This window comes from Haloferax gibbonsii ATCC 33959 (genome assembly GCF_000336775.1).
GTDB lineage: Archaea > Halobacteriota > Halobacteria > Halobacteriales > Haloferacaceae > Haloferax > Haloferax gibbonsii.
Genome location: NZ_AOLJ01000011.1, coordinates 17,002 through 31,643 on the forward strand (window position 1 = coordinate 17,002; position 14,642 = coordinate 31,643).

General features: G+C 64.9%; 16 protein-coding genes. 7 read left to right on the top strand and 9 right to left on the bottom strand.

All coding sequences use genetic code 11. The annotated features are described in order from the left end of the window. A complete protein-coding gene (locus C454_RS02885; RefSeq protein WP_004972515.1) occupies nt 1-480 on the bottom strand; it encodes a TIGR04206 family protein in 480 nt (159 codons plus the stop codon). Continuing rightward, on the bottom strand, nt 477-1,586 hold the full coding sequence (locus C454_RS02890; protein WP_004972516.1) for an OBG GTPase family GTP-binding protein: 1,110 nt from the start codon (nt 1,584-1,586) through the stop codon (nt 477-479). Before C454_RS02890 ends, C454_RS02885 begins: the two co-directional genes overlap by 4 nt. A gap of 157 nt (nt 1,587-1,743) precedes the next feature. Here C454_RS02890 and C454_RS02895 point away from each other — a divergent pair, with 157 nt between their 5' ends. The 6 genes from C454_RS02895 (at nt 1,744) to C454_RS02920 (ending at nt 5,813) form a co-directional block, all read left to right on the top strand. Continuing rightward, on the top strand, nt 1,744-1,947 hold the full coding sequence (locus C454_RS02895) for a VNG_1110C family protein (protein WP_004972517.1): 204 nt from the start codon (nt 1,744-1,746) through the stop codon (nt 1,945-1,947). Between the two features lie 45 nt (nt 1,948-1,992). Beyond that, nucleotides 1,993-2,358 carry a DUF7541 family protein gene (locus C454_RS02900; RefSeq protein ID WP_004972518.1) on the top strand — a complete coding sequence of 122 codons (366 nt, stop codon included), beginning with the start codon at nt 1,993-1,995 and terminating at the stop codon, nt 2,356-2,358. Nucleotides 2,359-2,449: 91 nt separating this feature from the next. Next, nucleotides 2,450-2,809, top strand: coding sequence for a DUF6684 family protein (locus C454_RS02905; protein ID WP_049904941.1), 360 nt, complete (start codon nt 2,450-2,452; stop codon nt 2,807-2,809). A gap of 98 nt (nt 2,810-2,907) precedes the next feature. Further along, nucleotides 2,908-4,665, top strand: a complete 1,758-nt coding sequence (locus tag C454_RS02910) for a cbb3-type cytochrome c oxidase subunit I (RefSeq protein WP_004972520.1) — start codon at nt 2,908-2,910, stop codon at nt 4,663-4,665. A gap of 435 nt (nt 4,666-5,100) precedes the next feature. Next, entirely contained in the window at nt 5,101-5,355 is a 255-nt protein-coding gene (locus C454_RS02915; protein ID WP_004972521.1) for a DUF7520 family protein, read from the top strand. Between the two features lie 53 nt (nt 5,356-5,408). After that, nucleotides 5,409-5,813 (top strand): universal stress protein, encoded by a 405-nt coding sequence (locus C454_RS02920; RefSeq protein ID WP_004972522.1) that lies wholly within the window; start codon nt 5,409-5,411, stop codon nt 5,811-5,813. On the opposite strand, the gene C454_RS02925 is transcribed toward C454_RS02920, so the two are convergent. From C454_RS02925 to C454_RS02950, 6 genes are all read right to left on the bottom strand, one after another. Beyond that, nucleotides 5,810-6,484, bottom strand: a complete 675-nt coding sequence (locus C454_RS02925) for a thioredoxin family protein (RefSeq protein WP_004972523.1) — start codon at nt 6,482-6,484, stop codon at nt 5,810-5,812. The genes C454_RS02920 and C454_RS02925 overlap by 4 nt on opposite strands. A gap of 2 nt (nt 6,485-6,486) precedes the next feature. Then, entirely contained in the window at nt 6,487-7,230 is a 744-nt protein-coding gene (locus tag C454_RS02930) for an ABC transporter ATP-binding protein (protein WP_004972524.1), read from the bottom strand. Further along, the gene (locus C454_RS02935) at nt 7,227-7,985 is read right to left on the bottom strand and encodes an ABC transporter ATP-binding protein (protein WP_004972525.1); all 759 of its coding nucleotides are present in this window, start codon (nt 7,983-7,985) and stop codon (nt 7,227-7,229) included. Before C454_RS02935 ends, C454_RS02930 begins: the two co-directional genes overlap by 4 nt. After that, a complete protein-coding gene (locus C454_RS02940; RefSeq protein ID WP_004972526.1) occupies nt 7,982-9,163 on the bottom strand; it encodes a branched-chain amino acid ABC transporter permease in 1,182 nt (393 codons plus the stop codon). The genes C454_RS02935 and C454_RS02940 overlap by 4 nt, the downstream gene beginning before the upstream one ends. Nucleotides 9,164-9,203: 40 nt before the next feature. Further along, on the bottom strand, nt 9,204-10,211 hold the full coding sequence (locus tag C454_RS02945) for a branched-chain amino acid ABC transporter permease (RefSeq protein WP_004972527.1): 1,008 nt from the start codon (nt 10,209-10,211) through the stop codon (nt 9,204-9,206). 124 nt (nt 10,212-10,335) lie between these two features. Further along, the gene (locus tag C454_RS02950) at nt 10,336-11,652 is read right to left on the bottom strand and encodes a substrate-binding protein (RefSeq protein WP_004972528.1); all 1,317 of its coding nucleotides are present in this window, start codon (nt 11,650-11,652) and stop codon (nt 10,336-10,338) included. A gap of 558 nt (nt 11,653-12,210) precedes the next feature. Here C454_RS02950 and C454_RS02955 point away from each other — a divergent pair. Then, a complete protein-coding gene (locus tag C454_RS02955) occupies nt 12,211-12,813 on the top strand; it encodes a hypothetical protein (protein WP_004972529.1) in 603 nt (200 codons plus the stop codon). Nucleotides 12,814-12,897: 84 nt separating this feature from the next. On the opposite strand, the gene C454_RS02960 is transcribed toward C454_RS02955, so the two are convergent. Further along, on the bottom strand, nt 12,898-14,520 hold the full coding sequence (locus tag C454_RS02960; protein ID WP_004972530.1) for a long-chain-fatty-acid--CoA ligase: 1,623 nt from the start codon (nt 14,518-14,520) through the stop codon (nt 12,898-12,900). Between the last annotated feature and the right edge of the window lie 122 nt (nt 14,521-14,642).

Consider the following 14,642-nt stretch of genomic DNA (forward strand, 5'->3'; position numbering starts at 1 on the left):
TCACCGCGGGTCGCGCTCGCTCGCGCGCGACCAATACACGAACCCCGCCACGGCCCACAGGAGGACGGTACCGACCGGCCACGCGGTCCGTCCCGGTTGGACCGAAAACCCGCGGGCGACCTCTAACTGAGTCACGCCGGCGAGGGCGAGCCCGGCCGCGGTGAGTCGAACGTCCTCGCGGCCGAACAGGACGCCCGAGAGCGCGCTTCCGAGCGCGACGGCGTAGCAGGCGACGCCGACCGGCCACACGAGGATGTAGTCCGGAAGCCCCATCGTAAAACGCAGGAAGAAGTCGGTTATGGTCGTCACGCTCCCGGTCGAGGGGCCGACGAGCCCCCACGGGAACAGGAGCGTGAGAGCCCCGGTCGTGAACGTCTGGACGGACCACGGAACGAGACCGAGGACGAAGACGAGGAGTAGCTGGAGTCGGCGGCGCGCGGACGACCGCGAAGCCGACCGGGTCGCCGGGTCGGTCGTCACCGCTGGGCGATGATGCGGAGCACGTCCTCGTCGGCGAGGACGTGGTCGCGGCCGACCTGCTGGTCGTCGTGTTTCGCGCTCGGCCCGGAGACGCGTGCGAACCGGAACCGCTCGTCGAGTTTGGCCCCGAGTTCGTGGATGGCGTCGTCGATGGTGTCGCCCTCGCGGAGGACGAGCGGTTCGTCGTAGTCGACGCCGCGCCCGGGCTTGTCCATGTAGATGCGGATGAGCCCGAGGGCGTCCCAGATCTCCTCTTTCAGCGCGTCGAGACCCTTCTCGGCCTCGGCGCTGATGAACGTGACCTCGTCGGGGTCGAGGCCGATCTCGCGGAGGTTCTCCTCGACGGTCGGGAGGTAGTCCTTGTCGATGAGGTCGGCCTTGTTGACGGCGACGATAGACGGCAGGTAGACCCGGTTTTTCATGATGCCGTCGACGAGTTCGTCGATGGTCGTCTCGCCGCGGAGGGTCACCTCGGCGTTGACGAAGCCGTGCTCGCGGAGGATGCCCTTGATGGTCTCCTCTTCGAGGTCGACGCTGTCGCTTTTTGTCACGTTGATGCCGCCTTTGCCCTTCTTGTTGATAGAGAGGTTCGGCGGGGACGTGTCGAGCCGAATCTTGTTGTTGTAGAGTTCGTGTTTCAACCGCTCGTAGCGCTCTATCTCGAACACCGAGAGCATGAACACGACGAGGTCGGCGGTGCGGACGACCGAAAGGACCTCCTTGCCGCCGCCGCGACCGCCAGCGGCCCCCTCGATGAGGCCCGGCACGTCGAGTATCTGGATGTTCGCGCCCTTGTACTTCAGCATCCCCGGATTCACGTTGAGCGTCGTGAACTCGTACTCGCCCGTCTCGCTGTCGGCGTTGGTGAGGGCGTTGATGAGCGTCGATTTGCCGACGCTGGGGAAGCCGACGAGCGCGACCGTCGCGTCGCCGGTCTTCTCGACGGCGTACCCTTGGCCGCCGCCGGCCGAACTCTGGTTTTCGAGTTTCTCTTTCAGTTCCGCGAGTTTCGCCTTCAGCCGACCGATGTGCGCCTCGGTCGACTTGTTGTACGGCGTGTTAGATATCTCCTCGCGGATATCTTCGATCTCCTCCTCCAGTCCCATCGTCAACAGTTCCGCCGCGTCCGTCGAAAAACCCTTTCCTTCCGCGCGGCGGATTTCGACGCGCCGACGCGTCGGGTACCGTGGTAGTCTCGCGTGCGCGAACAGACAAGTATCGGCACGGTTATACACGACCCCTTCGACCGCCCGATGAACACCGATGCCCGACCCTCGGACGCTCCGCGATAGCACGCAAATCGTGCTCCCGTGCGACCTCTTGGAGAGCGTGCGCGACGACCTCGAAACGGATTTCATCGTCTCCGTCCACCGAAAGGACGGCGGCACGTGCCGAATCATCGGGAGCCCGGTCGAGATTCGTGCGGTCAGCGACTTTCTCGCGCGACAGGGCATCTCCCTCCGCTAGTCTCGGTTCCGAAGGGCTTGTTACCACACAGTCCAACGGACGGGTATGGACGAAGCGCCGGGACTTTCCGACCAGTACCGCACGGCCAGTCCGTGGCCCGTGTTCATCGCGCTCGGGATACCCATCTCCGAGTTGGGTCTGTTGTTTGGCCTGTTTCCACTCGCCGTCGGCGGCCTGCTCCTGTTCGGCGGGAGCGTCGTCGGCATCCTCAAGGAGTCCGGCTACGTCACCTCGACGATTCGCGCAGTCACCGCGCTTGCGGCCATCTTCCTCGCGTTCGGCGCGGGACTCGCGTTCACCGACATCGCCCTCGTCACCCGCGGCTACGCGGTCATCGCGGCCGCGATTCTGCTGGTGGTCGGCGGCGTCGTCTTCGAACTGTTCGTCCGCGAGCAGCGACAGACCTTCTGACCGCCGCGGACGCCCACGCGACCGTCCCACCCCGCCCCGACCGGACGAGAAACCAACAATCTATTTGAACGGCGTCCCCGACTGTCTCGATATGGCAACCAAGACGTTCGACAAGGAGACCATCCTCGACCTCACGGTCAACATGGTTCCGCTGGCCATCATCCTGTTTTTCGTGGTGGCTTTCACCTTCGTCAATCCGTTTGGGTTCGAATCGCTCACTTCGGGGCTCCAGTACACGCTTCTCATCGCGCCGTTCGTGCTCCTCGCCGCGCTCACCTACCTCTCGGGGAAGGCCATCGCGGGCTCCGAGAAGGAAGGCACCGTTTACGCGCCCGGACAGGCGACCGTTCCCGGCGCGAAGCCGCTTCACGAAGCGGAGGGCGAAGAGACGGCCGAACTCGAAGAATCGACGGATGACGACGCCGTCGAAGCCGCGGACGAGACGGCTTAAAGCACCTCGAATCGCAGGGCGGTCCCGAATCTTTCATTACCCTGCACTACTCAGGCACTTCCATGGAGGTTAACGGACAGTTAGCACTGACGGTGCTCATGGGGGTCTTCCTCATCGCCGTCGCCGCGTGGCTCGCGCGGGTCGAAGACTGGCGGTCGTACACCCCGCTCGCGGGCGGAGGCACGGTCGGTGGTACCGCAGAGCAGTACGTCTCGGAGGAGAAACCATCCGGGGTCATCCGTTGGTTGACGACGGTCGACCACAAGGACATCGGGATGCTCTACGGCGCGTACGCGCTCGTCGCGTTCGCCGTGGGCGGACTCATGGTCGTCCTGATGCGGATTGAACTGGCGGACCCGTCGATGACGCTTATCTCGAACACGTTCTACAACTCGTTGCTCACAAGCCACGGGATTACGATGCTGTTCCTGTTCGGGACGCCCATCATCGCCGCGTTCTCGAACTACTTTATCCCGCTTCTCATCGGCGCGGACGACATGGCGTTCCCGCGTATCAACGCCATCGCCTTTTGGCTCCTGCCGCCGGCGGCGCTTCTCATCTGGGCCGGGTTCTTCCCCATCCCGGACGTCATCCCGGCGCAGACGGCCTGGACGATGTACACGCCGCTCTCCGCCGGTGTCGGCTCCGGCAACCAGATGAACGCCGGCGTCGACCTGATGCTCCTCGGCCTGCACCTCTCCGGTGTCTCGGCCACGATGGGTGCGATCAACTTCATCGCGACCATCTTCACGGAGCGCAACGAGAAGGTCTCGTGGGCGAATCTCGACATCTTCTCGTGGACGATTCTGACCCAGTCGGGGCTCATCCTCTTCGCGTTCCCGCTTCTCGGCAGCGCCATCGTGATGCTGCTTCTCGACCGGAACTTCGGTACGATGTTCTTCTCGGTCGACGGCGGCGCGATTCTCTGGCAACACCTGTTTTGGTTCTTCGGCCACCCCGAAGTGTACATCCTCGTGTTGCCCCCGATGGGCATCGTGAGCCTCGTGCTCCCGCGCTTTGCGGGCCGTCGGCTCTTCGGGTTCAAGTTCGTCGTCTACTCCACGCTCGCCATCGGCGTCCTCTCGTTCGGCGTCTGGGCGCACCACATGTTCGCGACGGGTATCGACCCCCGTCTCCGCGCCTCGTTCATGGCCGTCTCGCTGGCCATCGCGATACCGAGCGCGGTCAAGACGTTCAACTGGATTACGACGATGTGGAACGGGAAGATTCGCCTCACGACGCCGATGCTGTTCTGTATCGGCTTCGTCTCGAACTTCATCATCGGCGGCGTGACGGGCGTCTTCCTCGCGTCGATTCCGGTGGACCTCGTGCTCCACGACACCTACTACGTCGTCGGACACTTCCACTACATCGTCATGGGTGCCATCGCCTTCGCCGGCTTCGCCGGGCTCTACTACTGGTTCCCCATCTACACCGGCCGGATGTACCAGGTCACGCTCGGTAAGTGGCACTTCTGGCTCTCGATGGTCGGGACGAACCTGACGTTCTTCGCGATGATTCTGCTCGGCTACGGCGGGATGCCGCGTCGCTACGCGACCTACCTGCCGCAGTTCGCGACGCTCCATCAGGTCGCCACGGTCGGCGCGCTCATCCTGCTCGTCGGCCAGATAATCTTCGTCTGGAACTTCGTCCAGTCGTGGCTCGAAGGCCGCGAAGTCCAAGACGGCGACCCGTGGGACCTCGCCGACGACGACCTCGTCACGGCCGAGTGGACCTGGTTCGAGCGCAAACTGGAGACGGCCGTCACCGACGGCGGCGAAGAAGAGACCGAACTCGCCACCGACGGCGGACAGACGGTCGACGACGCGGACGCGGAATCCGCGGACGACGCGTAGTCGACGCCGCTCGCCGGCGTTTCGGTTTCATTTTTCGGACGCTGTCTTTCGAGAGCGAACGCGCCCGACGGCGCTGACTGTCCGTGCGTCCACGCGCCCGCACTTGTGTTATCGTAGCTGTCGGTCGCTCGCGTGCGCTGAAACATCACGACATCGCCAGCGCCGCCGCTCGCGAGCGACGACGGTCACGGTGGAGAAAAGCGACTGCTCTCGATGCGGCGGCGCGGAAAACCGGGCGATGCTCAGACGACGAGGAGGACGCCCGTCGCGAACATCAGTATCGCGATGGCCCCGAGCACGAGTCCGAGGATATCGGTATCCGACATAGCTCACCCTTAGGGCGTGCGGCAAAAGGTGCATCGGTACGCGGACGGGAACCGCCTCCTCCCGAGGCGAACGGAAACCCCTAACAGCGTCCGCCCCCGAGCGTGGACCGTGAGTTCGAACGTCGGCGGTCACCGCTTCGTCCTCGGACTGTACGCCGCCCTCGTCGCCGTCGCCGGGGCCGCGGGCTACCTCACGGGCACGTTCGTCTCGGGGCTCAGCGCCCCCCGGTTCCTCTTTCTGGTGCCGTTCCCGCCGACGCCCCTCGGCTTTGCGGCCTACGGCGCGCTGACCATCGCGCTCGTCCTCGGCGCCCCGCTCGCGCTCGTGGTCTACGTCTCGGCGGGACTCGACGACGCGGCCTAATTCGCACGAACGTTCAGCACAAATACTAAGACCGGCGACCGGGACGTGGTAGTATGTATCACGTGGTAATCGGTGTCGATGACGACGCGGAGCACGCGCTCGCGTGCGTCGAAGAGGTCGCGAATCTCCCCGGCGAACCCGACGAGAAGGAGGTGACGCTCGTCCACAGTTTCACCGACAACCCGAGCGGGGCGTCGGCGACGCAGATTCACTCGGTCCGGGAGGCCGGCGAGTTCCTCGAAGACCGCGGTATCGAGTACGACGTCAACGAGTCGTCGGGCGACCCCGCGGAGGTCATCATCGAGTTCGCCGACGAGGAGGACGCGGATCTCATCGTCACCGCCGGGCGGAAGCGCTCGCCGGCGGGGAAGGCGCTGTTCGGGAGCGTCACGCAGACGGTGATTCTGAACTCCGAGCGGCCCGTCATGGTGACGGGCACGACGAAGCGAAAAGACTAGTAGACCCGGTCGAAGAGTCCCGCGACTTCGTCGGGGGTCTGACGGCCGGACGCTCGTTCTCGCAGGTCGCCGTCGCGAACGCACAGCACCGTCGGCGCCGCGTCGACCTCGAAAGACCGACAGAACTCGTCGGCCGTCTCGCCGTCGACGCCCGCGGCCGCGACGCCGTCCGGGACTCGGTCGAGGACAGCGCCGAGGTCCTCCTTCATCGCGTCACAGGGCTCGCAGAAGCGTCGCCAGACGAAAACGACGGCGTCCGAGTGGTCTGCGAGGTAGGATTCGAAGGTGTCGTCGTCGAGTTCGTCGAGCGCGGCCGGCACCGGCGACGACGAGGTCATCTCGACGAGCAAGCCCGCCATGACCAACAGCGAGTCCTGTTCGACCGGCGCGTCGAGGAACGACTTCGCCGCGAGGTAGGCGACCACGTCGGCCCTGGTGACGCCGAACTCGTCGAGTCGCTCCTCGACGTTCTCGGGCGCGACGCCGAAGAGGTCCGAGACCGTCTGGTGGAACTCCTCGGTCGAAACCGCGCCGTAGATGTCGTGGTAGACGGCGAGCGTCTTCTCGAACTCCGCCGTCGTCGAGAGCGTCCCGTCGGGCGCTTCGTCGACCGCGCCGGCGGCGATGAGCGTTTCGAGCGCCGTCTCGGGGTCGGCGTGGGTCGCGGCCACGGTCAGACCCCCAGGTACCGCTCGCGGGTCTCGTCGTCCTCGCGGAGTTCGTCGGCGCTCCCGTCGAAGACGATGCTCCCCTGGTCGATGACGTACGCGCGGTCGGCGAGTTTGATGGCCGCCGCGGCGTTCTGTTCGACGAGGAGGATGGTCGTCCCCGCGTCGCTGATGCGCTCGACCGCGTCCTCCACGTCCTCGATAATCTTGGGCGCGAGCCCCTCGTACGGCTCGTCGAGGAGGAGCAGGTCCGTGTTCTGCTTCAGAGCGCGCGCGATGGCGAGCATCTGCTGTTCGCCGCCCGAGAGCGTCCCCGCGCGCTGGTCTTTCCGCTCGTCCAGCCGAGGGAACTGGTCGTAGACCTCCTCGGTCGACATCCCCTTGTGACCGAACGACAGCGACCGACCCCACGTGTTCGATTTGTTGTTGACGACCTCCGCGAGGTGGAGGTTCTCGGCGACCGAGAGGTTCGGGAAGATGCGCCGCTCTTCGGGCACGAGGGAGATTCCCTGCACCGACACGTCTTCCGCGGCGACGCCCGTGATGTCACCGTCCTTGAACCGAATCTGCCCCTTCCGAACGTCGGGCGGCGTCGCGCCGGCGATGCACCGGAGCGTGGTGGTCTTGCCCGCGCCGTTGCGGCCGAGGAGCGCGCATATCTCCCCCTCCTCGACGCTCATCGAGAGGTCGCGGATGATGTGGCTCTCGCCGTAGTAGGCGTCGATACCGTCGATTTCGAGGAGGCTCATAGCTCGACACCTCCGAGGTACGCCTCTTGGACGGCTTCGTTGCCCCGAATCTCGTCGGGGGTCCCCTCGGCGATGATGCCGCCGCGGCTGAGGACGACGATGCGATCTGAGATGCTGAAGACGATTTCCATGTCGTGTTCGACGAGGACGAACGTGAGCCCGTGGTCGCGTTTGACCCGCTCGATGAGGTCGACCGTCGACTTCGTCTCCTCGGGAGACATGCCGGCGGTCGGTTCGTCCATGAGGAGCAGGTCGGGCTCGCTCGCGAGTGCGATACCGATTTCGAGGCGACGCTTGTCGCCGTAGGGAAGGTCGGTCGCGATAGTGTCCGCGCGGTCCAACAGCCCGACCGAGTCGAGCGTGTCGCGGGCGACGCCGTGTACGTCCGTGAGGCTGTCGCGGTGTCTCAGGAACTCGAAGCCGAACGCACCGCGCTCGGCCGCCAGCGCCGCGATTTCGGCGTTCTCCCTGACGGTGAGGTCGGGGAAGATAGAGGCGGTCTGGAACGACTTCGAGACGCCGCGTTGGACCACCTGATGCGGTTCGAGGCCGACGATTGACTCGCCTTTGAACCGGATATCGCCGCTCGTCGGGTCGAGCCGTCGCGTGATGAGGTTGATGAGCGTCGACTTCCCCGCGCCGTTCGGGCCGATGATAGAGACGCGCTCGTCCTCCTCGACGGTGAGGTTCACGTCGTCGGTCGCGACGAGGCCGCCGAACTCCTTGACGAGGTTCTCCGTTTCGAGGAGCGTCATTGGCCGCCACCTCCGTTCTCGGAGCGCGCGCGAAGTCGCTTCGCCGCCTTCGAACCGAGGTCGACCGCGAGTTCGCGGAGCCGGTTCAGGATGCCCCACAGGCCGTCCGGAACGACCCAGACGACCGCGACGAAGACGACGCCCAAGAGCAGGTGCCAGTAGAACCCGAAGTCCCGGACGAGCACGATGCCCGTGAAGGGAATCGTCAGCGCCTGGATGGTGCTGACGATGTTCTCGATGTAGAGGTACAGTCCGACACCGAGGACCGGTCCGAACATCGAGCCCGCGCCGCCGAGGACGGTCATGACGACGATGTCGCCGGACTCCGTCCAGAACAGCGACTGGAGCGGAACGTACGCACCGTGGATGGTAAAGAGGCTCCCGGCGACGCCCGCGAACCCGCCCGAGATGATGAACGCCATGAGCTTGTACCGCCAGACGTTGAGTCCGACGAACTCCGCACGCTGTTCGTTCTCCCGGATGGCGCGAAACACCATCCCGTACGGGGAGTTGAGGATGCGGTAGGCGACCGCGACCGCGCCGACGAAGAAGACGCCGACGAAGGCGTAGAGCCACGTTCCGAGGAGCATCCCGCCGATTGACGGCACGTCCGCTTCGAGGTGGATGACGCCGAGGAAACTGCCGACCTCGACGCCGGTCAGGCCGTTTTCGCCGTTGGTCAGGAACGCCAGCGGCGACGCGGCCATGTAGTAGAACATTTGGGCGAACGCCAGCGTGAGGATGGAAAAGTAGATGCCACCGCGGCGGAGCGACAGGAAGCCGAGCACCCACGCGAGGAGCACGGCGAAAAGCGTCCCCGAGACGACCATCACGATGGGGTCGCCGCTGACGTTCTTGGCGACGATGCCCGCGGCGTACGCCGCGCCGCCCCAGAAGGCCGCGTGGCCGAACGAGAGCAGTCCGGTGTAGCCGAGCAGCAGGTCGAAGCCGATGGCGAAGATGCCCCAGATGAGGATGAGCGTCGCGAGGCTCTGGTAGCCCTGCAGGAACCCCGAGACGACGGGTGCGCGGGCGAAGAGGTACGGGAACACCGCGACGAGAATGGCCGTGATACCGACGACCGTCCCCTCCCGGCCGCGGAGTTTCTCCCAGCGACCGAAGAGGGTGCCGCCGACGAGCGCGTCCTTCGCGCTCGGGTTGGCGTCCTTCTCGCTCATGGCGTCACCTCTTCGTCGCCGAGGAGGCCCTGCGGCCTCGTCAGGAGGACGATGGCCGCGATGGCGTACAGGCCGACCTGCGACCACGCGGGCGCGAAGGANTGAGGAGGCCCTGCGGCCTCGTCAGGAGGACGATGGCCGCGATGGCGTACAGGCCGACCTGCGACCACGCGGGCGCGAAGGAGACGAGCGCGGCGGTCGTGAGGCCGAAGACGATGCCGCCGAGGACCGCGCCGGCGATGCTTCCGACCCCGCCGATGACGACCGTCAGGAACGCCGGGACGAGGATGTTCGTCCCGATGGTCGGGTTGACGACGTTCAGCGGGCCGCCGACGACGCCCGCCACCCCGGCGAGCGCCGCGCCGATACCGAAGACCACGATGTACGGGCGGGTGATTTTGATGCCGAGGAGTCGGACCATCTCGGCGTCGCGGGTGCCGGCGCGAACGACGAGACCGAAGTCGGTGTACTCGACGAGCAGGTACACGAGCGCCACGAGGACGGCCGTGATACCGATGACCCAGAGCCGCCACTGCGGGAAGTTACCCACGATGGGCAGCGCTATCGGGCCGGAGACGGGGATGCCGGCGAACGAGCCGACAGAGAGGATTCGCTCGGGCTGTTCGAACGGCAGGCTGTTGCTGCCGAACAGGACGCGGAACAGCTCCTGGACGACGATTGCGAGGCCGAACGTGACGAGAATCTGGTCGGTGTCGGGACGGTCGTAGAACGCTCGCGCGAGGTACCGCTCCATCAGCAGGCCGACCCCGAAGACGAAAAGCGGGACGAAAAGCAGGGCGGCCAGAAAGCCGATGTCGAGCCCGAAGCTCGAAAAGCCCCACTCGGCCAGTTTCCCGTTCGAAAGCGGGACGTTCAGCGCGACGAACAGCCCCGCGTACGTGCCGACGAGATACAGCGCGCCGTGCGCGAAGTTGACGAACTTGAGCGTGCCGAGGATGATGGAGAGACCGACCGCCAAGAGGACGTAGATAGCCCCCTGCTGCAGCCCGTTGAGCAGGATGACGAGTACGTCCGACAGAAGGCTCATCGCCCCCCACCTCCGCCTCGGATGTTCGAAGCGCGAACTACCATGGGTATGCTAAACTTACTCATTTACGTGTGCGTGGTTGTCTGCGATTAACTTTCATTAAGATAACGGTGGGGGTGAGTGTCTACTCGTAGGACCCGAGTTCACACTCGGCCGCCGGCCCGGCGTCGCACGCGTAGCCGAGGTCGTCGCGGCTGGTGATGTTGACGATGTTGAAGTACGTCCCCTCGCTCTGCTCGGAGGCGGGAAGCCCCTGGACGACCGGCACGTCTCGCTGCGCCTGGTGGTCACAGCCGCGCATCGTCTCCGAGCCCATCCCGATGTTGTCGTACTCGTAGTCTTCGAGTTGCTTGATGACCTCCGGCGGGTAGAACGTGCCCGCGCGCTCGACGGCGGCCGCGTACTGGAGCGTCTGTGCGTACGCCAGTTGAGCGGGGCCCGATGGCGTCCGGTCGTACTCGTCTCGGAACGCCTGCGTGAACTCCTGCGACGGCGTGTTGTCTATCTGCGAGTCCCACGCGACGGTGCCGTAGATTCCCTCTATCGCACCGCCCGCCGCCTCCGCCATCGGGCGGTTGTACAGCGGAACGATGATTTCCATGTCCTCGTCGATGCCGGCGTCGATGGCCTGCTGCATGGAGTTCGCGCCGTCGAGGCCGTAGTGGTTCAAGATGAGCACGTCCGCACCGGAGCTCTGTGCCTCCGAGAGGTACGTCGAGTAGTCGGACGTTCCGAGCGGGGTCGCGACCGACTCGATCTGCTCCCCCCCGGCCACGTCCGTCATGAACTGCTCCATCGACGCCTGCTGGGTCTGCCCCCAACTATAGTCGGCGTAGAGCTGGTAGAACTGCAGGCCCTCTCCGTAGGCGTCGCGGACGACCGGTGCGAGCGCCTGCCCCGTCATGTAGGCGTTGAACATCTCGCGGAAGGAGTAGCGGACGCAGTCTTTTCCGGTGGTGTCGTTCGAGTGCGTCAGACAGCACATGAACATGACTTTCTCGTTTTGACACAGCCCCTGCACCGCGATGGCGACCGCCGAGGACGACCCGCCCGAAATCATGATGGCGTCGTCGCGCTGAATCATCCCCGAGGCGGACTGCCGCGCCTGGTCCGCGTCCGTGGCCGTGTCCCCGTCCACGTGGTCGATGGTGTAGCCGAGGACGCCGTCGCCGGAGAGGTCGTCGAACTGCGAGTCGACCCAGCCGCCGCCCTCGTTGAGGTGCTTCACCGCGAGCTGATAGGCCCGAAGCTCGTCTTCACCCTCCGAGGCGTACGGTCCCGACTGCGGGACGTTGAAGCCGAACGTGGCCGTGTCACCCTCGATGGGGAAGTTGCCCAGCGCCGGATACTCGTCGTCTCCGCCGCCACCCCCTCCACCGCCGCTTCCGTCGCCACCGTTACTCCCGTCGCCGCCGCCGGTGCACCCCGCCAGCCCTGCCAAGCCAGCGGTCCCAACAGCACCAGTCGCCTTCAGCACGTCTCGTCGATTTAGAGACTTGTTATCCCGTGCCATAGACACATCGGCGGATACATCGTTAATAATAGTTATGTATGGATTCCCTATTACTTGTATTAACAATAATGATAGAATCGGGTCGTCTACGGGATAGTACAAGGGGCCACCAGCCGGAGGCACCGGTGGAGCGGGCGCTTCGTTACGTCCCACGCGTTGCAGACGTAAAATACGCGCCGGTGGCGGACTTGCTCGCCACGTTCGTCCCCCTTAGGCCGGTCGTCGAAGGCGGTAAACAGAGCCAACGAACTCGATTCAGTGGGGGCGCTGCGCCCGCGAGTCCGCAGCGTCGCCGACCGCGTGGGCGGGTCGACTATCGGTTCACAACTATCAGAATACTAGATATATATACGCGGATTCCACCGTTTCAACGTGATTCTCCCGGTTCGACAGCGACCGTTAAGCTCCCGCCCTTCGTGAATGTCCGATTTATAACTAACCCGGCAAAGCGCAAATAATGCATCAGCCACCCTCCGTGGCACTACTATGACAGACGACACGAACGACGGATTCAAACCGACAAGACGCTCCGTGCTCCGACTCGGCGCGATGTCGGCGCTCGGCATCGGTATCGGCATCCCCGCGGTTTCCGGCTCCGTGGCAGCGACCATGTGTCCCAAGACGCCCGGCTACTGGGCGAACCACGCGGAGTACAGCGACCCCGAAGACAACTGGGCGGTTCTCGGCGAGGGACCCAACTCGGAATACACCCTCCGCGGCGTCACCAAGACCCACGACGAGTGGCGCGAGTTCCTCGTCGCGCCCACGAAGGGCGATAAGGCGAATATCATGGCGAAACACTACCTCGCCATCATCCTCAACCTCCGGAACAGACCGGGTAACGACCCGGGATGCACGAGTGGCGGCGCGACTATCCAGTACGGCTACTACGCGGGCTACACCATCGAGGAAGTCAAGAACATGGCCGGCACGTGGCTCAGCAACTCTAGCTGGGGAAGCAACGGCAACGGAAAACAGACGAGCTGGTACGCCGGCGGCGTCGACGGCGAGAAGCTCAAAGACACCCTCGACGCGTTCAACAACAACCCGGGTTCCCTCGGCCTCGACTGCCCCTGCAACGACCGCTGAACCGCGCACGCCCTCCAAACGAGACCCCGCGGCCGCGGTTAAGAGTCGGCTACCCGCAGAAATGCGGACTTAACGCGGTCGTTCCTATCCTTCCCCGACCATCCGCCCCTCGTCTTCCCACTCCCGCTCGCGCAGTTCGTACTTCTGAATCTTCCCGGTCGCGGTCTTCGGGAGTTCGGCGACGAACTCGATTTCCTTCGGCACCTTGTACGTCGCGATGCGCTCCCGACAGAACTCGATGAGCGCCTCGGCGGTGACGCCCGGCGCGTCGGGGTCACCGCTCGTCGGCACGACGAACGCCTTCGGCGACTCGCCCCACTCGTCGGACGGGACGGGGATGACCGCCACGTCGGCGACCTCGTCGTGGTCGAACAGCGTGTCCTCCAGTTCGATGCTGGAGATGTTCTCGCCGCCGGAGATGATGATGTCCTTCTTGCGGTCCTGGATGCTGATGAAGCCGTTCTCGTCGACGACCGCGAGGTCACCCATGTGGTAGTAGCCCTCCAGCCGCGCCGAGAAGGCCTCCTCCGTCTCCTCGGGTTTGTTCCAGTACTTCTCCATCACCTGGTTGCCCGCGACGACGATTTCGCCGATGGACTGGTCGTCTCTCGGCACGTCGTTTCCGTCCTCGTCGACGACGCGAACGTCGGTGCCGAGGTAGCCGATACCCTGTTTCTTCTTCACGCCGAAACGGTCGTCGCCGTCCCCCAGGTAGCGACCGGCCTCCGAGGTCGTGATGAGCGGGCCGGTCTCGGTGGCCCCGTAGACGTGCATGAGCCGCCAGCCGAACTCGTCTTCGACGGTCCGAATCGTCGCCTCCGGCGGGGCCGCGCCCGCGGTCGCCGCCCGGACGGGGCTCGCGCCGGTCGTCTCGACACCGCCTTCCTCGCGGTAGTGTTTCATCAGGATGTTCAGCACCGTCGGCGCGGCGCAGAGATACGACACGTCCTCGTCGCGGATGGCGTCCAACACGGTCTCGGCGTCGACCCCGCGGGTGCAGACGTGCTTCGCGCCGTGTCCGGTAATCGCGTAGATGTGCCCCCAGCCGTTGACGTGGAACATCGGGAGCGTCCAGAGGTAGACGTCGTCGTCGGCGATGTCCTGGTGCATCGAGACGAGGTAGGCGTGAATCGTCTCCGCGCGGTGGGTCCGACAGACGCCCTTCGGGTCGCCGGTCGTCCCCGAGGTGTAGTTGATGGTGACGATGTCGTCTTCATCCATCTCCGGGCGCTCGTAGTCGGTCGACTCCGCGACCAACTCGTCGAAGTCGAGCCACTCGCTGTCGGTCGATTCGGCGGCCTTCTCGGGGTCGTTCGTGACGAAGATCTCCGTCGGAATCTCGTCGCGGACCTCGTCTATCTTCTCGGCGAAGGCGTAGTCGGCGTAGACGGCCGTCACGTCCGCGTCGTTCAGCATGTACTCGAAGTCGGCCGGGACGAGCCGGTAGTTCAGCGGCATGTGGACGGCTCCGAGCTGCATCGACCCGTAGGCGGCTTCGAGGTGGTAGTGGGTGTTCGGGTCGAGCACCGCAACCCGGTCTCCCTTCTCGACGCCGCGGGACTGGAGCGCCGCCGAGAAGCCGTCGGCGCGCTCGCCGAGTTCGTCGTAGGTAAAGCGCTCGCCGGTCGTCGCCACGACCGCCTCCTCGTCCCCGTAGTACCGCCGCGCGCGGTCGAGGAACTCCGTCACCAGGAGTGGTTTCTTCATACGCGCTATCCTTCACTAACGTTCAAAATAAATGTGCGGGCTGGTACCGCGGCGCGGATAATTGAGAACTATTCGCACACCGAGCCACAATATCCCACGACTCGCGCCGCGAGAGACTATAT

Excerpts from the sequence above, each read along its gene's own strand:
- C454_RS02890 (WP_004972516.1), bottom strand. The coding sequence starts at position 1,586 with ATGGGACTGGAGGAGGAGATCGAAGATATCCGCGAGGAGATATCTAAC.
- C454_RS02905 (WP_049904941.1), top strand. The coding sequence starts at position 2,450 with ATGGCAACCAAGACGTTCGACAAGGAGACCATCCTCGACCTCACGGTC.
- C454_RS02920 (WP_004972522.1), top strand. The coding sequence starts at position 5,409 with ATGTATCACGTGGTAATCGGTGTCGATGACGACGCGGAGCACGCGCTC.
- C454_RS02910 (WP_004972520.1), top strand. The coding sequence starts at position 2,908 with ATGGGGGTCTTCCTCATCGCCGTCGCCGCGTGGCTCGCGCGGGTCGAA.
- C454_RS02930 (WP_004972524.1), bottom strand. The coding sequence starts at position 7,230 with ATGAGCCTCCTCGAAATCGACGGTATCGACGCCTACTACGGCGAGAGC.
- C454_RS02960 (WP_004972530.1), bottom strand. The coding sequence starts at position 14,520 with ATGAAGAAACCACTCCTGGTGACGGAGTTCCTCGACCGCGCGCGGCGG.
- C454_RS02935 (WP_004972525.1), bottom strand. The coding sequence starts at position 7,985 with ATGACGCTCCTCGAAACGGAGAACCTCGTCAAGGAGTTCGGCGGCCTC.
- C454_RS02940 (WP_004972526.1), bottom strand. The coding sequence starts at position 9,163 with ATGAGCGAGAAGGACGCCAACCCGAGCGCGAAGGACGCGCTCGTCGGC.
- C454_RS02895 (WP_004972517.1), top strand. The coding sequence starts at position 1,744 with ATGCCCGACCCTCGGACGCTCCGCGATAGCACGCAAATCGTGCTCCCG.
- C454_RS02900 (WP_004972518.1), top strand. The coding sequence starts at position 1,993 with ATGGACGAAGCGCCGGGACTTTCCGACCAGTACCGCACGGCCAGTCCG.
- C454_RS02955 (WP_004972529.1), top strand. The coding sequence starts at position 12,211 with ATGACAGACGACACGAACGACGGATTCAAACCGACAAGACGCTCCGTG.